This is a genomic window from Cryobacterium sp. SO2 (assembly GCF_026151165.2).
Lineage (GTDB): Bacteria > Actinomycetota > Actinomycetes > Actinomycetales > Microbacteriaceae > Cryobacterium.
This window is the reverse complement of sequence record NZ_CP117849.1, coordinates 438,034-452,115: the sequence shown is the minus strand read 5'-3', so window position 1 is coordinate 452,115 and position 14,082 is coordinate 438,034. Positions and strand designations below refer to the sequence as shown.

14 protein-coding genes are annotated in these 14,082 nt (G+C 70.6%); 9 read left to right on the top strand and 5 right to left on the bottom strand.

The genetic code is table 11. The features are described 5' to 3' along the window. Nucleotides 1-5: 5 nt before the first annotated feature. Together BJQ94_RS02165 and BJQ94_RS02160 are read right to left on the bottom strand one after the other, a co-directional pair. Nucleotides 6-725: a M23 family metallopeptidase gene (locus BJQ94_RS02165; RefSeq protein ID WP_265400701.1), complete on the bottom strand. Its 720-nt coding sequence runs from the start codon at nucleotides 723-725 to the stop codon at nucleotides 6-8. A 412-nt stretch (nucleotides 726-1,137) separates the two neighbouring features. After that, a complete protein-coding gene (locus BJQ94_RS02160) occupies nucleotides 1,138-1,497 on the bottom strand; it encodes a metalloregulator ArsR/SmtB family transcription factor (protein ID WP_265400700.1) in 360 nt (119 codons plus the stop codon). 96 nt (nucleotides 1,498-1,593) lie between these two features. Between BJQ94_RS02160 and arsB the strand changes: the two genes are divergently transcribed. Continuing rightward, the gene (gene arsB, locus BJQ94_RS02155; RefSeq protein WP_265400699.1) at nucleotides 1,594-2,676 is read left to right on the top strand and encodes an ACR3 family arsenite efflux transporter; all 1,083 of its coding nucleotides are present in this window, start codon (nucleotides 1,594-1,596) and stop codon (nucleotides 2,674-2,676) included. Between the two features lie 312 nt (nucleotides 2,677-2,988). On the opposite strand, the gene BJQ94_RS02150 is transcribed toward arsB, so the two are convergent. After that, nucleotides 2,989-3,780, bottom strand: a complete 792-nt coding sequence (locus tag BJQ94_RS02150) for a hypothetical protein (protein ID WP_265400698.1) — start codon at nucleotides 3,778-3,780, stop codon at nucleotides 2,989-2,991. On the opposite strand from BJQ94_RS02150, the gene BJQ94_RS02145 reads away from it, so the two are divergent. Then, nucleotides 3,746-4,375 (top strand): PucR family transcriptional regulator, encoded by a 630-nt coding sequence (locus BJQ94_RS02145; protein WP_265400697.1) that lies wholly within the window; start codon nucleotides 3,746-3,748, stop codon nucleotides 4,373-4,375. The genes BJQ94_RS02150 and BJQ94_RS02145 overlap by 35 nt on opposite strands. A gap of 45 nt (nucleotides 4,376-4,420) precedes the next feature. Here BJQ94_RS02145 and BJQ94_RS02140 read toward each other — a convergent pair whose 3' ends face one another. After that, nucleotides 4,421-4,885, bottom strand: a complete 465-nt coding sequence (locus BJQ94_RS02140; protein WP_265400696.1) for a DUF296 domain-containing protein — start codon at nucleotides 4,883-4,885, stop codon at nucleotides 4,421-4,423. 414 nt (nucleotides 4,886-5,299) lie between these two features. Between BJQ94_RS02140 and BJQ94_RS02135 the strand changes: the two genes are divergently transcribed. The 7 genes from BJQ94_RS02135 to BJQ94_RS02105 all read left to right on the top strand — a co-directional run bounded on the left by BJQ94_RS02135 (nucleotide 5,300) and on the right by BJQ94_RS02105 (nucleotide 13,614). Further along, nucleotides 5,300-6,514: an amidohydrolase family protein gene (locus BJQ94_RS02135; protein ID WP_265400695.1), complete on the top strand. Its 1,215-nt coding sequence runs from the start codon at nucleotides 5,300-5,302 to the stop codon at nucleotides 6,512-6,514. Nucleotides 6,515-6,633: 119 nt separating this feature from the next. Then, nucleotides 6,634-8,217: an ABC transporter substrate-binding protein gene (locus tag BJQ94_RS02130; RefSeq protein WP_265400694.1), complete on the top strand. Its 1,584-nt coding sequence runs from the start codon at nucleotides 6,634-6,636 to the stop codon at nucleotides 8,215-8,217. Nucleotides 8,218-8,308: 91 nt separating this feature from the next. After that, nucleotides 8,309-9,346: an ABC transporter permease gene (locus BJQ94_RS02125; protein WP_265400693.1), complete on the top strand. Its 1,038-nt coding sequence runs from the start codon at nucleotides 8,309-8,311 to the stop codon at nucleotides 9,344-9,346. After that, nucleotides 9,343-10,206: an ABC transporter permease gene (locus BJQ94_RS02120; protein ID WP_265400692.1), complete on the top strand. Its 864-nt coding sequence runs from the start codon at nucleotides 9,343-9,345 to the stop codon at nucleotides 10,204-10,206. The genes BJQ94_RS02125 and BJQ94_RS02120 overlap by 4 nt, the downstream gene beginning before the upstream one ends. Further along, nucleotides 10,203-11,900 (top strand): ABC transporter ATP-binding protein, encoded by a 1,698-nt coding sequence (locus tag BJQ94_RS02115; protein ID WP_265400691.1) that lies wholly within the window; start codon nucleotides 10,203-10,205, stop codon nucleotides 11,898-11,900. The genes BJQ94_RS02120 and BJQ94_RS02115 overlap by 4 nt, the downstream gene beginning before the upstream one ends. A 137-nt stretch (nucleotides 11,901-12,037) precedes the next feature. After that, a complete protein-coding gene (locus tag BJQ94_RS02110) occupies nucleotides 12,038-12,469 on the top strand; it encodes an arsenate reductase ArsC (RefSeq protein WP_265400690.1) in 432 nt (143 codons plus the stop codon). 104 nt (nucleotides 12,470-12,573) lie between these two features. Beyond that, nucleotides 12,574-13,614: a serine hydrolase domain-containing protein gene (locus BJQ94_RS02105; protein ID WP_265400689.1), complete on the top strand. Its 1,041-nt coding sequence runs from the start codon at nucleotides 12,574-12,576 to the stop codon at nucleotides 13,612-13,614. Between the two features lie 18 nt (nucleotides 13,615-13,632). Here BJQ94_RS02105 and BJQ94_RS02100 read toward each other — a convergent pair whose 3' ends face one another. Continuing rightward, the gene (locus tag BJQ94_RS02100; protein WP_345893467.1) at nucleotides 13,633-14,049 is read right to left on the bottom strand and encodes an Hsp20/alpha crystallin family protein; all 417 of its coding nucleotides are present in this window, start codon (nucleotides 14,047-14,049) and stop codon (nucleotides 13,633-13,635) included. Nucleotides 14,050-14,082: the final 33 nt, after the last annotated feature.

The window sequence follows — 14,082 nt, the reverse complement described above, 5'->3', positions numbered from 1 at the left end:
CCGCGCTACATCGGGCCGGCGTGCTCCACCAGCCAGGCGTACGGGTCGATGGCGGTGACGCCGTCGAGGTGCAGCTCCAGGTGCATGTGCGGCCCGGTGCTCTGACCGGTACTGCCGACGTTGCCGAGCTGCTGCCCGGCCGACACCGACTGCCCTTCGCTCACGGCGACGGAGCCGGCGCGCATGTGACCGTAGGTGCTCGTCACGTTCTGGCCGTCGACGACGTGGTCGACCATGACGTGCACACCGAGGCCGCCGTCGTCGTAGTCGGTGACCGAGCTCACAACACCGTCGGCGATCGAGCCGATCGGGGTCCCCTCGCCCGGGTTCATGTCGAGGCCGTCGTGGAAGGTCGAGCATCCGTCGCAGGGCGCGCTGCGCGGACCGTAGCCGTCGGAGATCCGGGTGACGCCGGGGAACGGCCACTGCACGGCTCCACCCACCGGCGCAACGGCCGTGGCGGCGGGAGCGGCGGCCGGCTCCGGCGCGGCGACCACGGGAGGCGGCGGAATCTCCTTGGCGGTGAACGTGTCGGCCTGCACGGCCACCGGCACCTGCGCGGTCACGGTGAGGGTCTGGGCAGGCTCAGCGGCCGGCCGGACGCCGCCGTCCGCGCTCAGGGCCGGCGCCGACCGTTGGGCCGTTGCGGACCGCAGGTCGGTGTCGAGGTCGGCGGCCTGCGCGGGCAGGGCACCGATGGCGGTGAGCATGGCTACGAGGGACATGGCCGTGACGGCGGTCGCCTGGCGGCGGCGCGGGCGCCTGGGGGGCGCGACGAACCCCGTGCGCCTAGCCCTCCGCATGCGCCTCCCCGGACGGGCGGCAGGCAAGGGTGGAGGAGGTCGATCTGGGCATGGCGAAGCTCTCTGGTCGGGGCGGGATCAGGATGCGGATCCACGGACCTCAGGGAGGTTCACTCGCCGGCGGGCACGGGGCGGGGCCGGGGTAGGGCAGGAGCGGCGGACCCTGAGTGAGGTCCGCCGGGTGGAGTCCAGCAGCACCGCGGCGGCATCATCGGCTCCGGGCGCAAGAAAGTGACGATACGTCACGTTTCTGGGTAAACCGTGTGCATCTATGCATATGCACGAATCCGGGCAGCCCGGCGGCAGCAGGGCTGAGGCCCGGGCCGAGGGCGGCTCAGACCGTGAGGACGGAGTGGGCCAGGCTGTCGAGGGCACCGGGCACGAGCCGGTAATAGGCCCAGGTGCCGCGCTTGTCGCGCGAGAGGATTCCCGCATCCACCAGCACCTTGAGGTGGTGGGAGACCGTGGGCTGACTCAGGCCGAGGGGTTCGGTGAGATCGCAGACGCACGCCTCGGCGTCGTCGTGCGCGGCGACCATCGAGATCAGCCGAAGCCGGGCCGGGTCGGCGATGGCCTTGAGCGTGCGCGCGAGCTTCTCCGCGCCCTCGGCGGCGAGCGCCTCGCGCACGGGTGCGGCGCAGCAGTCCGCCGCCGCGGCATCCGCGGGGGACCGCAGGAGTTCAACGTTCGCCATCCCCTCATTCTGCCACGTGAATTGACATCCATCGATGCGCTCGCCACACTCAATATCGACGTTCATCTATTTCCCAGCCGCCATCGACGGAGCTCCATGACCACAGCAGCGCAGACCCCGGCAGTACCCACCGAAGCCGTGACCGCCGCCCCCGCTCACCTCGGCCGCACCGACCGGCTGCTGCCGGTGTGGATCCTGCTCGCGATGGGCCTCGGCCTGCTGCTGGCGGTGGTCGCGCCCGGTGTCGGAGACCTGTTGCACGCCTTCTCGATCGGCTCGGTGAGCGTGCCGATCGCGGTGGGCCTGCTGGTGATGATGTACCCCGTGCTCGCCAAGGTGCGCTACTCGGATGCCCGCGCGGTGGCCGGCGATCGCCGCCTGCTGGTGTCGTCCCTGCTGCTCAACTGGCTCGTGGGGCCGGCCCTGATGTTCGCGCTGGCCTGGGTCTTCCTGCCCGACCTACCCGAGTACCGCACCGGCCTGATCATCGTGGGACTGGCCCGCTGCATCGCCATGGTGCTCATCTGGAACGATCTGGCCTGCGGCGACCGGGAGGCCGCCGCGTTCCTCGTCGCGGTCAACTCGGTGTTCCAGGTGCTCGCGTTCGCCGCCCTCGGCTGGTTCTACCTGCAGGTGCTGCCGGCCTGGCTCGGCCTGGCCACGACCAGCGCCGAGTTCTCGATCGGGGCGATCACCGCCAGCGTGCTGGTGTTCCTGGGCATCCCGCTCGTGGCCGGCTATCTGTCCCGCCGGATCGGCGAGGCCACCCGCGGCCGAGCCTGGTACGAGGGCCGGTTCCTGCCCAGGGTGGGCCCGTTCGCGCTCTACGGCCTGCTCTTCACGATCGTGCTGCTCTTCGCCCTGCAGGGTCGCCAGGTGATCGACCGGCCGCTCGACGTGGTGCGCATCGCGCTGCCGCTGCTGGCCTACTTCGCGGTGATGTTCGCCGCGGGCATTGCAACCGGCCGCCTGGCCGGACTGTCGTACGCCCGCACGGCCACGCTGGCGTTCACGGCCGCCGGCAACAACTTCGAGCTGGCCATCGCCGTGGCCATCGGCACCTTCGGCGCCACCAGCGGTCAGGCCCTGGCGGGAATCGTGGGCCCGCTCATCGAGGTGCCGGCGCTGATCGCTCTGGTCTACGTGGCACTGTGGCTGCGCCCGCGCCTGTTCGGCTAGACCGCTCCCGCGAGCCGCCACGTAAACTGGCGGCAACGGGAACGCCAGGCCGGCCGTTCCCACCGCACGTCTGACCTGCGGTGAACTCGGAGCCTGAAGGGTCGTGCGGTGAGAGTACTCGATCTGCTCGATCGCACAGAGCTCGGCCTCTCGGTGGCCTGGGCCGAACCGGCGATGCTCGAACGCGAGGTCAAGGGCTCGTACATCATCGACCTGCCCCGCCCCGGCCGGTTCCTCTCCGAGGGCGACCTCGTGCTCACCGGCGCCCAGTGGGCCACCGGGCCGGACAGCGCCGAGGTCTTCGTCTCCGAGCTAGCCGCCAAGGAGGTCGCCGTGCTCGTGGTCGGCCGGATCCTGATCGGCGAGATCCCCGACTACATCGTCACCGCCTGCCGCAGCCGGCACATCGTGCTGCTCACGACCTCGGCCGACGTCTCGTTCAAGTCCATCAGTTCCTACATCGAGTCCGCGATCAGCGCCGACGCCGGCACGGATTCCCGCGCCGCGGCGTTCACCAGGGACCTGCTCGACAGCCTCGCCTCCGGCCAGGGCGCCCAGGGTGCCCTGCGCATGTTCTACACCGAGTTCGCCGTGGATTGCTGGCTGCTCGAGGCGGACGGCACCGTGACCGCCATGGTAGGCCAGGCGCCCAGCACCGAACGCATCGGCGCGGTCTGGAACGCGGCCCTCGACGAATCCGGGGACGTCTTCGTGCTGCCGGACGAGAGCGGGCGTCCTGGCTCGGTCTACCCGATCGTCGGCGACGGCCCGGCCGGTTTTCTCGTCTGCCGCGGCGACCACCGCACCTTCTCCGACGACATGGTGCGCGTGCTGGGCTCGCTCGTGCTCGTCATCCGGGTGGAACTCGAAATCGCGAACGACCGCCGCCGGGCCGCCGAACGACAGGCCGCCGAGCTGGTCGGCACCCTGCTGGCCGGCGGCGCGGTTCCTGGTGAGGCCGCCGCGCGACTGCGGATGCTCGGCGCCGACCCCAATCTGCCCATCACCGTGGTCACGGCGGTCGTCGACGATGCCGGCTACCCCGCCCGGGCGGTGCTCGAAGCCGTGCGTGGCATGCGTCGAGGACGCCGACCACCTGCTCATCGGCAGCGAGCTCGGCGACCTGACCCCGGCCGGCGCCGCGCCGGGCGCCGAGGTGGTGCTGCTCGTCAACGGCGCAGACCCCACCGCCGATTCGCTGGTGCGACTGCTCGACCGGCCGGCCGACGGCCAGCGGGCGCTGCTCGGCGCACGCCGGTTGCGCATCGGCATCAGCGACCCCACCACCAGTGTCGGCCAGCTGCACTCCGCTCTGCTCGTCGCCAGGGGGCGGATGCGCGCGATCCCCGGGTCCGCGCCCATCCGCTGGTCGACGGGCGCGGACCTGCCCTCGCACGACGCCCTGCTCGCGCTGCTGTCCGACCGGGTGCGGCAGACGTTCGCCCAGGCCATGCTCTCGCCGCTGGTGGACTACGACGCCAGGCACGGCTCCGATCTGGTGCGCACCCTGCGGGCGTTCCTGGACTCCGGCTGCGCCTGGCAGCAGGCCGCGAGCGACCTGCACGTGCACGTCAATACGCTGCGTTACCGGGTGGGCCGCATCGAAACCCTCACCCAGCGCGACCTGGCCAGCATGCGCGACCGGGTGGATTTCTTCCTCGCCCTGGAGTGCGCGGAGCCGCGCGACCCCGACGCCTGACCCGCGAGACCAGCGAAACCAGCGCGACGCGCGAGGGCGAGGGGGTCAGACCGGGGCGAAGACCAGGTTTGGGATATTGTGCGCGGCCGGGTCGGCCCGCCGCAGGAACCGCGGTGCGAGCACCTCCTCGACGACGACTTCCGTCACATAGTGCACGGTTCCGCCGAGCAGGTGGCCGGCGTGGGCTTCCGCCGACTTGGACTTCATGCCGATAGCGACATGTAGGTGCACCTGCACGCTCGAGCTGTCGGCATCCCAGGCGATGGTGCCGGAGCCGGTGCCCTCCACATTGGTCAGCCGCACCGAATCCTTCATCGGCAGGTCCTCGTCGTCAACGGGCAGGCAGGTGCCGATCAGGGACACCTCGGTGAACGCGCCGAGGAAGACCGGCAGATAGCCCTGTTCGATCCCGTGCGCCCGGCAGGCCTCGCCGAGGGCGCCGAAAATGTCGTCGCCCGGCTGCAGAACCACCGCGATGCGGCGGCCGCCCACGAGCTCGGTGCTGAACATTCCTTCGCTACCTCCGCGCAGCTCGTACCGGTCAATCCGCGGAGGTTCCTCCGAGGCCAGTCGAGCTAAGCACAGTTGCTCCGGCCGGGCCTTCGTACGATTCGCCAACGTTGCCCGGCCCGCCCACCGCGGTCTTCGGTGGTTCCTCCGAGGGGTAACGCGTTCGGCACATGGCGTAATCACCCCGAAACCTGTTCGGTCGATCGACCAACAACCCACAACATCGGCGGCCGTTTTCTTGTACGGACCACGATTGCCAGAACCCGCACCGGCTTGCTTGACTGGAGGCATCCCCAGACCCCGACCGGCTGGGATCCCCTTCTGTGCGGCAGCTTGGCCGCTCCTCGTCCTCGCGAAAGTTGCCGCCATGCCTGCTCTCTCCTCCCCCGACAGCGCTGCCAGGTGCCTGCTGTGATGCGCGAGATCACCGGCATCGCCGTCTGGGACGGCCACACCGACCGCGGCGTCAGCCGGCTCAGCTGGGACGGCGACAACATCGTCGGCCTCGAACCGGCCACGGATGCCGACGGCGCACTGGCCGAGTACAGCATCATCCCCGGCCTGGTCGACACTCATGTGCACCTCGGGGCATATTCGGGCTCCCGGTCGGTCGACTGGTCCACCTGGCCGCTGATCACCCCGGCCGAGGAGCGCGTGTTCCACATCGCCGCCAACGCCCAGCGCGCCGCCAGAGCCGGCGTGACCACCCTGCGCGACCTCGGCGGCGACGCCACCCACCTGGCCGTCAGCCGGATCTTCGAGGAAGGCATCCAGGACGGACCCCGCCTCATCGTGCACGGCCAGGTGGGCATGACAGCCGGGCACGGCGACCTGTTCGTGCCGCCGCACTACCCGCACCGCCCGCCCGTGGCCGACAGCCCGGACGAGTGCCGCAAGCTCGTCAGGCAGTGGGCCCGCAGCGGTGCCCACGGCGTGAAGATCTACACCAGCGGCGGGGTGCTGTCGATGGGCGACCGGGTGGGCTGGCGCAACCAGACCAACGCCGAGATCGCCACCACCATCGACGAGGCACACGCGCTGGGCATGCTCGTCGCCGCACACACCCACAGCACGATCGGCGTCGACATCGCCCTGGCCGAAGGCGTCGACTCCATCGAGCACGGCACCGGCATCACTCCCGCGCATTTCGACACGTTGCTGGAACGCAACCTGCCGATCGCGCCGACCCTGATGATCAACGACGCCATCGCCGACGGCCGGGTGCCCGTTCCCGCCGAGGCGCAGGAGAAGGCCAAAGAGGTCGTGGCCCAGAGGAACGCCGGCTTCAGCGGCGCCGGGGCCGCCGGCATCCGGTTCGTGCTCGGCACCGACGCCAACGGCGTCATGGTCAAGTTCGGCGACCAGCACGAGGAGGTACGCCTGATGCGTGCCATGTTCGGCTGGAGCGCTGAACGCGCCCTGCGCGCCGCCACCTCCGACGCCGCCGACGCCATCGGGCTCGGCGCCCGGGTGGGCACCCTCGCCGCCGGCTTCGGCGCCGACTTCGTGGTGCTGCGCGGCCACCCGGCCCGCAACATCGACGACCTCAACGTCGACAACATCGTCGCCGTTGTCTCACGCGGCCGGCTGGTCTTCGGCGAGCTGCCCGGCGCAGCCACCGCCCGCTAGGCCCGCCCCACAGTCTCCGGCACCGCCGGTTCCCCCCGCAGCACCAGCACAGCAGCACCAGCACCGCACCGCACCGCACCAGCCCCGCATCGCACCCCGCACGTGAAAGGCACTTACGAATGTCCCGTAGCACTCCCCAGTTCTCCCGGTGGGTCGCCGCCCCCGTCGCCGCTCTGGCGACGGTCGGCCTGCTCGCCGCCTGCAGCACCCCCCTCGCCTCGGCCGAAGACACCGTGATCTTCGCCATCAAGGAAGACCCCACCTGCCTCGACCCGCAGCAGACGTCGATGACCACCGCCCTGAACATCGGCCGCCAGGTGGTCGACTCCCTCACCGACCAGAACGCCGACACCGGCGAGATCGTGCCCTGGCTCGCCGAGAGCTTCGAGACCAACGACGACCTCACCGCCTTCACCTTCACCCTGCGCGACGACGTCACCTTCAGCGACGACACCGCACTCACCGCCGAGGTCGTCAAGGCCAACTTCGACGCCCTCGCGGCGCTCGGCTCCGCGGCCTCCCTGGCCTCGCAGTACCTCGCCGGTTACGAGGACACCGTCGTCTCCGACGACTCGACCCTCACGGTCAACTTCTCCACCCCCAACGCCCAGTTCCTTCAGGGCACCTCCACCATGACCCTCGGCCTCGTCGCCGAGGCGAGCACCGCCGCGACCGCCGAGGAACGCTGCCAGAGCGTCATCGGCTCCGGCCCGTTCGTCTACGACTCCTACGTGCCCAACGACTCCGTCGTCATCGTCAAGCGCGCCGGCTACGACTGGGCGTCCACCCTGCGCGAGCACTCCGGCGAAGCTCTGGTGAGCACCATCGAGTTCCCGATCATCACCGAGAACGGCGTGCGCACCGGCGGGCTGGAGTCCGGCGAGTTCGACATCATCCAGGACCTGCCGTACGCCGATGAGGCCCGCTTCGACACCGACGACTTCAACCTGTACTCCCAGGCGAACACCGGTGTGCCGAACAGCCTGATCCCCAACACCAGCCGCCCGATCGTCTCCGACGACGCCGTGCGCCACGCCATGCTGCTGGGCACCGACCGCGAGGAGATCAAGACCCTCACCGGCGCGACCAACTCCGAGCCGCCCACCAGCGCCCTCACCTCCTCGACCACCGGTTTCGACAGCCAGGCGGATGCGATGGAGTACGACCCCGACGCCGCCATGGCGCTGCTCGACGACGCCGGCTGGATTGAAGGCGCCGACGGCATCCGCGAGAAGGACGGCGTGAAGCTGAGCGTCTCGGTCACCGCGTTCTACGCCCAGGACGTTCTGGAGACCGTGCAGATGCAGCTGAAGAAGATCGGCATCGACCTCACGCTGAACATGGTCACCGCCGGTGACTTCTTCGGCGCCATCGCCAGCGGCGACTACGACTTCCTCGGCGCCGCCCTCACCCGCACCGACCCCGACGCCCTGCGCGTGCTGTTCTCGCAGGCCGCCTCGTCGCACTGGGCCATCGTCGACGACGCCGAGCTCGAAAGCGTGCTCGCCGAGCAGGCCACCACGGCCGACGCGGATGCGCGCTCCGCACTCGTGGAGCAGGCGCAGGAGCTCATCATCGACAACGCCTACCTCATCCCCACCCTCGAGACCACGCAGCTGCACGCATCGGTCGCGAACGTCGACGGCGTCGCCTTCGACTCCGCGTCCCGCATCGTGCTCTACGACGTGCGTATCGCGGAGTAGTCCCCACCCGAGCGGGCGGCGTTGCTCCAGCGACGCCGCCCGCTTGTCCCCCTGAGCACCACCGAACACCGAACACCGAGGTAGCGAACCAGTGGCACCCACCCCCAGAGACCGACTGGCCACCATCGTGCGCTATCTCGCCCCGAAACTCGTGCAGTTCGCCTTCGTGATCTGGGCGACATACACGGTCACCTTCCTGCTCATCCACTTCCTGCCCGGCGACCCGGTCCTCGCCGCGCTCTCACTCAAGGGCGGCGACGCCACCACCACCGACCCGGCCGAACTCGCCGCGCTGCGCGCCCAGTACGGCCTCGACGGCTCACTCTGGCAGCAGTACCTCGGCCACTTCGTCTCCGCCCTCCGCGGCGACCTGGGCGTCTCCATCGCCACCGGCCAACCCGTCACCGACATGGTCGCCAGGGCCCTGCCCAACACTGCGGCCGTCGCCGTACTGGCGCTGCTGCTCGGCGTCGTCACGGCCGTCATCATCACGTTCCTCGCCTTCGTCAGCCCGTGGCGCTGGCTGCGCCAGACCCTGCTGCAGATCCCCCCGCTCGGCGTGGCCACGCCCGCATTCCTCAGCGGCCTGGTCCTGGTCAGCGTGTTCTCCTTCGGCCTGGGCTGGTTCCCCTCCTCCGGCAGCCGCAACCCGCTCGGCGTGGTGCTGCCGGCCATCACCCTGGCCCTGCCGGTCGGCGCCATCTTCTTCCAGGTCTTCTCCGCCGCCGTGCTCGAGGCCATGACCGGCCCGTACGTGTTCACCGCGGTGGCCAAGGGCCTGTCCACCCGCACCATCTTCCTGCGGCACGTGCTGCGCAACTCCCTGCTGCCGTCGGTCACCATCCTGGGCCTGCTGATCGGGTACCTCGCCGGCGGCACCGCCGTGGTCGAGACCGTGTTCTCCCGCGACGGCATCGGCCGCATCACCGTCGACGCTGTTCTGGCCCGCGACACCAACGTCATCCAGGGCGTCGTGATCATCGTCGCGCTCGTCTACTCCGTCGTCAACCTGCTCGTCGATCTCTCTTACGGTCTGATCGACCCGCGCACCCGGCCCACTCTGGGCGGCCGCCGGGGCCTCTCCACCCGAGCCACCGCCGCCCGCGAGAAAGCTGTGGTCGAATCATGAGCACCCCCACTCCGACCACCGTCAGCCCCACACCCCGCCGGCTGCGGCGTCTTCCCCCGATGATGCGCACGGCCCTCTCCCCCGGCGTGCTGCTGTCCGGCTTGATCGTGCTGGCCGCCCTGGCGATGATGCTGCTGCCCGGCGCCATCGCCACCCATGACCCGTACACCGGCGTCGCGGCCGACCGGCTGCTGGCCCCGAATGCCACCTACCTGTTCGGCACCGACCACCTGGGCCGTGACCTGTTCTCCCGGGTCGTGCACGGCGCCTTCCTCTCGCTCGCCTCCGCCGGGACCGCCGTGCTGGTCGGCGTGTTCGTCGGCGCCCTGCTCGGGCTGATCTCCGGCTTCGTGGGAGGCACCCTCGACTTCATCGTGATGCGGTTCATCGATGTGCTCATCGCCGTGCCGAGCATCCTGCTGGCCCTGATCGTGGTCGCCACCCTCGGCTTCGGCCCCTGGTCGGTGGCGCTGGGCGTCGGCCTCGGCGCGGCCGGGTCGTTCGCCCGCATCATGCGCTCCCAGGTGGTGCGGGTGCGCAACGCCGAGTACGTCGAAGCCGCCCGCACGCTGGGAGTGCGCTGGCCCGGCATCCTGCTCAGCCACATCCTGCCGAACGCCGGCCGCCCGGTGATCGCGCTGGCCGCCCTCGAACTCGGCACCGCCATCCTGGCCGTCTCGGCGCTCAGCTTCCTCGGCTTCGGCGCCCAACCGCCCGAACCCGAGTGGGGCGCGCTCGTCTCCGGCGGTCGCGACTACGTGTCCACCGCCTGGTGGCTGAGCATCCTGCCCGGCATCGTGGTGCTCGCCGTGGTGCTCGCCGTCAACCGCCTGGCCCGCCTGATCGGAGGAGACCGATGAACCACTCCGCACCCGGCGAGGCGCTGCTGCGCGTCACCGACCTGCAGATCGACTACGACACCCGCTCCGGCCGCACCCACGCCGTGCGCGGCGTCGACTTCGCTGTGGCGCCCGGCGCCATCGTCGCCGTGGTCGGTGAGTCCGGCTCGGGCAAGAGCACCATCTCGCAGGCGCTCGTGCGCCGGCTGCCCGACGGCGGCCGCACCGTCGCCGGGTCGATCTCGTTCGACAACCGCGAGCTGGTCACGATGCCCGAACGCTCCCTGCGCCGCATCCGCGGGGCCGACATCGGCTTCGTGCCGCAGGACCCGAGCAACTCGCTCAACCCGCTCATGAAGGTGGGCGAGCAGATCGCCGAGAGCCTGCGCCTGCACCGGGGCCTCAATCGCGCCGACGCGGCCACCGCTGCCGTGCGCATCCTCGACGAGGTGGGCATCCCGGATGCCGCCGGCCGCGCCGGCCAGTACCCGCACGAGCTCTCCGGCGGCATGCGGCAGCGCGTGCTGATCGGCGTGGCCTGGTCGTGCTCGCCGCGGCTGGTGATCGCCGACGAGCCCACCAGCGCCCTCGACGTGACCGTGCAACGACACGTGCTCGACCGCCTCGAAACGCTGGCGCGGGAGCAGGGCACTGCGGTGATCCTGGTCACCCACGACCTCGCGATCGCGGCCGACCGGGCCGACCACATCCTGGTCATGCAGGCCGGCCGCATCGTCGAGCAGGGCACCCCGGCCGATGTGCTCGGCACCCCCGCGCACCCGTACACGCGGGAACTGGTCGCGGCCGCACCCGGCCTCACCAGCGGTCGCCTGACCCCGAGCCCGATGAACGCACTGGGCGACGCCGGCGCCGCAGCGCGCGACAGGCTCACCCTGGCGTTCCGCGCGTCGGCCGCCGCCACTAGCGCGGCCGACATCCTCGTTGTGGACGAGTTGACCAAGACCTACACGCTGCGCCAGCCCGCCGGCGGGCCGAAGACCCTCACGGCCGTCGACAAGGTCTCGTTCACGGTTCCCCGCGGCAGCACCTTCGCGATCGTCGGCGAGTCCGGCTCGGGCAAGACCACCACGGCACGCATCGCCGCCCGAAGCACGCCTGCGGACTCCGGCCGCATCCGCTTCGACGGCCAGGACATCAGCACCGTGGCCGGTGAGGAGCTGCGCCAGCTGCGCCGGCGCATCCAGGTGGTCTACCAGAACCCGTTCGGCTCGCTCGACCCCACCATGTCGGTGGAACGCCTCATCGACGAACCCCTGCGGGCGTTCAAGGTCGGCACCCGGCCGCAGCGCGCCGGGGCGGTGCGCGAGCTGCTCTCCGCGGTGCGCCTCGACCCGGCCCTGTCCGACCGGCGCCCCGCCCAGCTCTCCGGCGGTCAGCGCCAGCGGGTCGCCATCGCCAGGGCGCTCGCGCTCGGCCCCGAACTGCTGGTACTGGACGAGCCGGTGTCGGCGCTGGACGTGTCGGTGCAGGAGCAGATCCTGCAGCTGCTCGTTGACCTGCAGGTGGAGTTCGGCCTGAGCTACTTGTTCATCTCGCACGACCTCGGTGTCATCCGGCAGGTGTCCGACCGGGTCGCCGTGATGCGCACCGGCCGCGTCATCGAGCAGGGCGACGCCGCCGCGGTGCTCTCCGCTCCGGCTGAGGACTACACGCGCGAACTTGTCGCGTCGATCCCCGGCCGCCGCCGCGCCTAGCCTCCGCGCAAGTTGCCCCGTTCCGGACGAGTTGCCCCGTTACACCGGGGCATCTCGTCCGCACGGGAGCAACTCGCGGGCCGACTCATCGTATATATTGACAGGTATCGATCAATCTCCTCCCGAAGGATGCATCCATGCCTGACACCGCCACTACTCCCGCTGTGAAGCCCACAGTCCTGTTCGTCTGCGTGCACAACGCCGGCCGGTCGCAGATGGCCGCCGGCTACCTCGCCGCCCTCTCCGGTGGCCGGGTCGAGGTGCTGTCCGCTGGCTCGGAGCCCAAGGACCAGATCAACCCCGTGGCCATCGCGGCTATGGCCGAGGACGGCATCGACATCGCCGACAATGTGCCGAAGATCCTCACGGTCGAGGCCGTCAAGGACTCCGACGTCGTGATCACCATGGGCTGCGGCGACGCCTGCCCGATCTTCCCCGGCAAGCGCTACGAGGACTGGGAACTGGCCGACCCGGCCGGCCAGGGCATCGACGCGGTGCGCCCGATCCGCGACGACATCAAGGCGCGTATCCAGGCCCTGCTCGCCGAGATCCTGCCCGCCGCCGACTGACGACCCTGTCGACCGCGATTTGCGCTCCTGGAGCGGTCCGGCTCGCTAATGTGGGCGTTGAGGCTCGGCCGCTGCCAGCCTGAGCCGCAACTCGACGGGATGCCGTGACAGCTTCGACCGACCAGCGCCTGACCATTCTCGCGGAGCGCCTGGCAGCCCGCACACACACACCCACCCTCTGGCGGCTGGAGCGTCCGGACGCCGGCTGGTCGTGGTCGCACGGCGACCAGGCCCAGCCGTTCTTCCTGGCCAGCATCACCAAGCTCTACGTCACCGCGCTCATCCTGCAACTGTGCGACGAGGGCCTGCTCACCCTGGACTCCCCCGCCGCCGGATACCTGCCGGCCGGCACCCTGACCGGCCTGAACACCGTCGGCGGCACCGACAACGGCGGCTCGATCACGGTGCGGATGCTGCTGGCCCAGACCAGCGGGCTGGCCGACTACTTCGAGGGCCCCGGCGGCATGCTCGGCACCCTGCTGCAGCACGACCTCGGCTGGAGCGACGCCGACGCGCTCGACCGCGGCCGCGGCATGCCCGCCCGGTTCGCGCCCGGCTCCACTCGCGCGCACTACTCCGACACCAACTTCCAGCTGCTCGGCATGATCATCGAGGCCGTCACCGGCGCGACCTTCGAGGAGGCCGTCACCGACCGCATCCTCGACCGGGCGGCGCTGGGCGAGACCTGGCCGTTCACCGCGGCGGCCCTCGGACGGTACGACGACATCCTGCCGATCCGCTCCGGCACGACCGACCTGCGGATCCCGCTGGCCATGGCCTCGGTTCGGGCGCAGGGCGGGCTCGTATCGAGCGCGCCGGATGCGATCCGCTTCCTGCGTGCGTTCGTGGCCGGCGCGTTCTTCGACGTGCGCCACCTGAGCGACCTCACCGCCTCGCCGCACCGGGTGTTCGGCCCGATCTCCTACGGCCTGGGCGTGATGCGCTTCCAGATCCCGCGGCTGCTGTCCCCGTTCGCACCGATTCCGGTGCTGGTCGGCCACTCCGGCTCGACCGGCACCGTTCTGTACCACTCACCGCAGCACGACCTGTTCATCACGGGAGCCGTCAACAAGCTCGACAGCGCCACCGTCATGCACCAGTACCTCGCCCGGATGGCCGCTGCCGCCGCCTGGGGCGGGCGCTGACGCCGCCGAGGTGCCCGCTCAGCCGCGGGTGACCGGGATCTTCGCGCGGGTCTCCGCCCGTTCTGCGACGGGCACCCGCACCTCGAGCACGCCATCGCGGTAGCTCGCCGAGACGTCGGCGTCCTTGCTGCCGCTGGGCAGCGTGATGTCCCGGGCGAACGACCCGTACCGGAACTCGGTGCGATAGCCGCCCTTCTCCTTGTGCTCCGTGCGCTCCTGGCGTTCGGCCTGGATGTGCAGCACCCCGTCCGACACCGAGATGTCCACGTCCTTCTCCGGGTCGATGCCGGGGATCTCAGCCTTCACGACCAGCGTGCTGCCCTCCTGGTACTCCTCCACCCTCAGGGCGGCGGTCTCCCAGTCACCCTCGAAAAAGCGTCGCACCGAGTCGGGCAGTTCGAATCGGTCGCGGCGTGCCACTCCACCAGCCATCATGCATCTCCTTGAGTCGGGTCGGGGTTGAACCTC

Coding starts and splice junctions, on each gene's coding strand:
- BJQ94_RS02100 (WP_345893467.1), bottom strand. CDS start 14,049: ATGATGGCTGGTGGAGTGGCACGCCGCGACCGATTCGAACTGCCCGAC.
- BJQ94_RS02140 (WP_265400696.1), bottom strand. CDS start 4,885: ATGTTCAGCACCGAGCTCGTGGGCGGCCGCCGCATCGCGGTGGTTCTG.
- BJQ94_RS02110 (WP_265400690.1), top strand. CDS start 12,038: ATGCCTGACACCGCCACTACTCCCGCTGTGAAGCCCACAGTCCTGTTC.
- BJQ94_RS02150 (WP_265400698.1), bottom strand. CDS start 3,780: ATGAGCAGGTGGTCGGCGTCCTCGACGCATGCCACGCACGGCTTCGAG.
- BJQ94_RS02135 (WP_265400695.1), top strand. CDS start 5,300: ATGCGCGAGATCACCGGCATCGCCGTCTGGGACGGCCACACCGACCGC.
- arsB (WP_265400699.1), top strand. CDS start 1,594: ATGACCACAGCAGCGCAGACCCCGGCAGTACCCACCGAAGCCGTGACC.
- BJQ94_RS02130 (WP_265400694.1), top strand. CDS start 6,634: ATGTCCCGTAGCACTCCCCAGTTCTCCCGGTGGGTCGCCGCCCCCGTC.
- BJQ94_RS02165 (WP_265400701.1), bottom strand. CDS start 725: ATGTCCCTCGTAGCCATGCTCACCGCCATCGGTGCCCTGCCCGCGCAG.
- BJQ94_RS02115 (WP_265400691.1), top strand. CDS start 10,203: ATGAACCACTCCGCACCCGGCGAGGCGCTGCTGCGCGTCACCGACCTG.
- BJQ94_RS02120 (WP_265400692.1), top strand. CDS start 9,343: ATGAGCACCCCCACTCCGACCACCGTCAGCCCCACACCCCGCCGGCTG.
- BJQ94_RS02160 (WP_265400700.1), bottom strand. CDS start 1,497: ATGGCGAACGTTGAACTCCTGCGGTCCCCCGCGGATGCCGCGGCGGCG.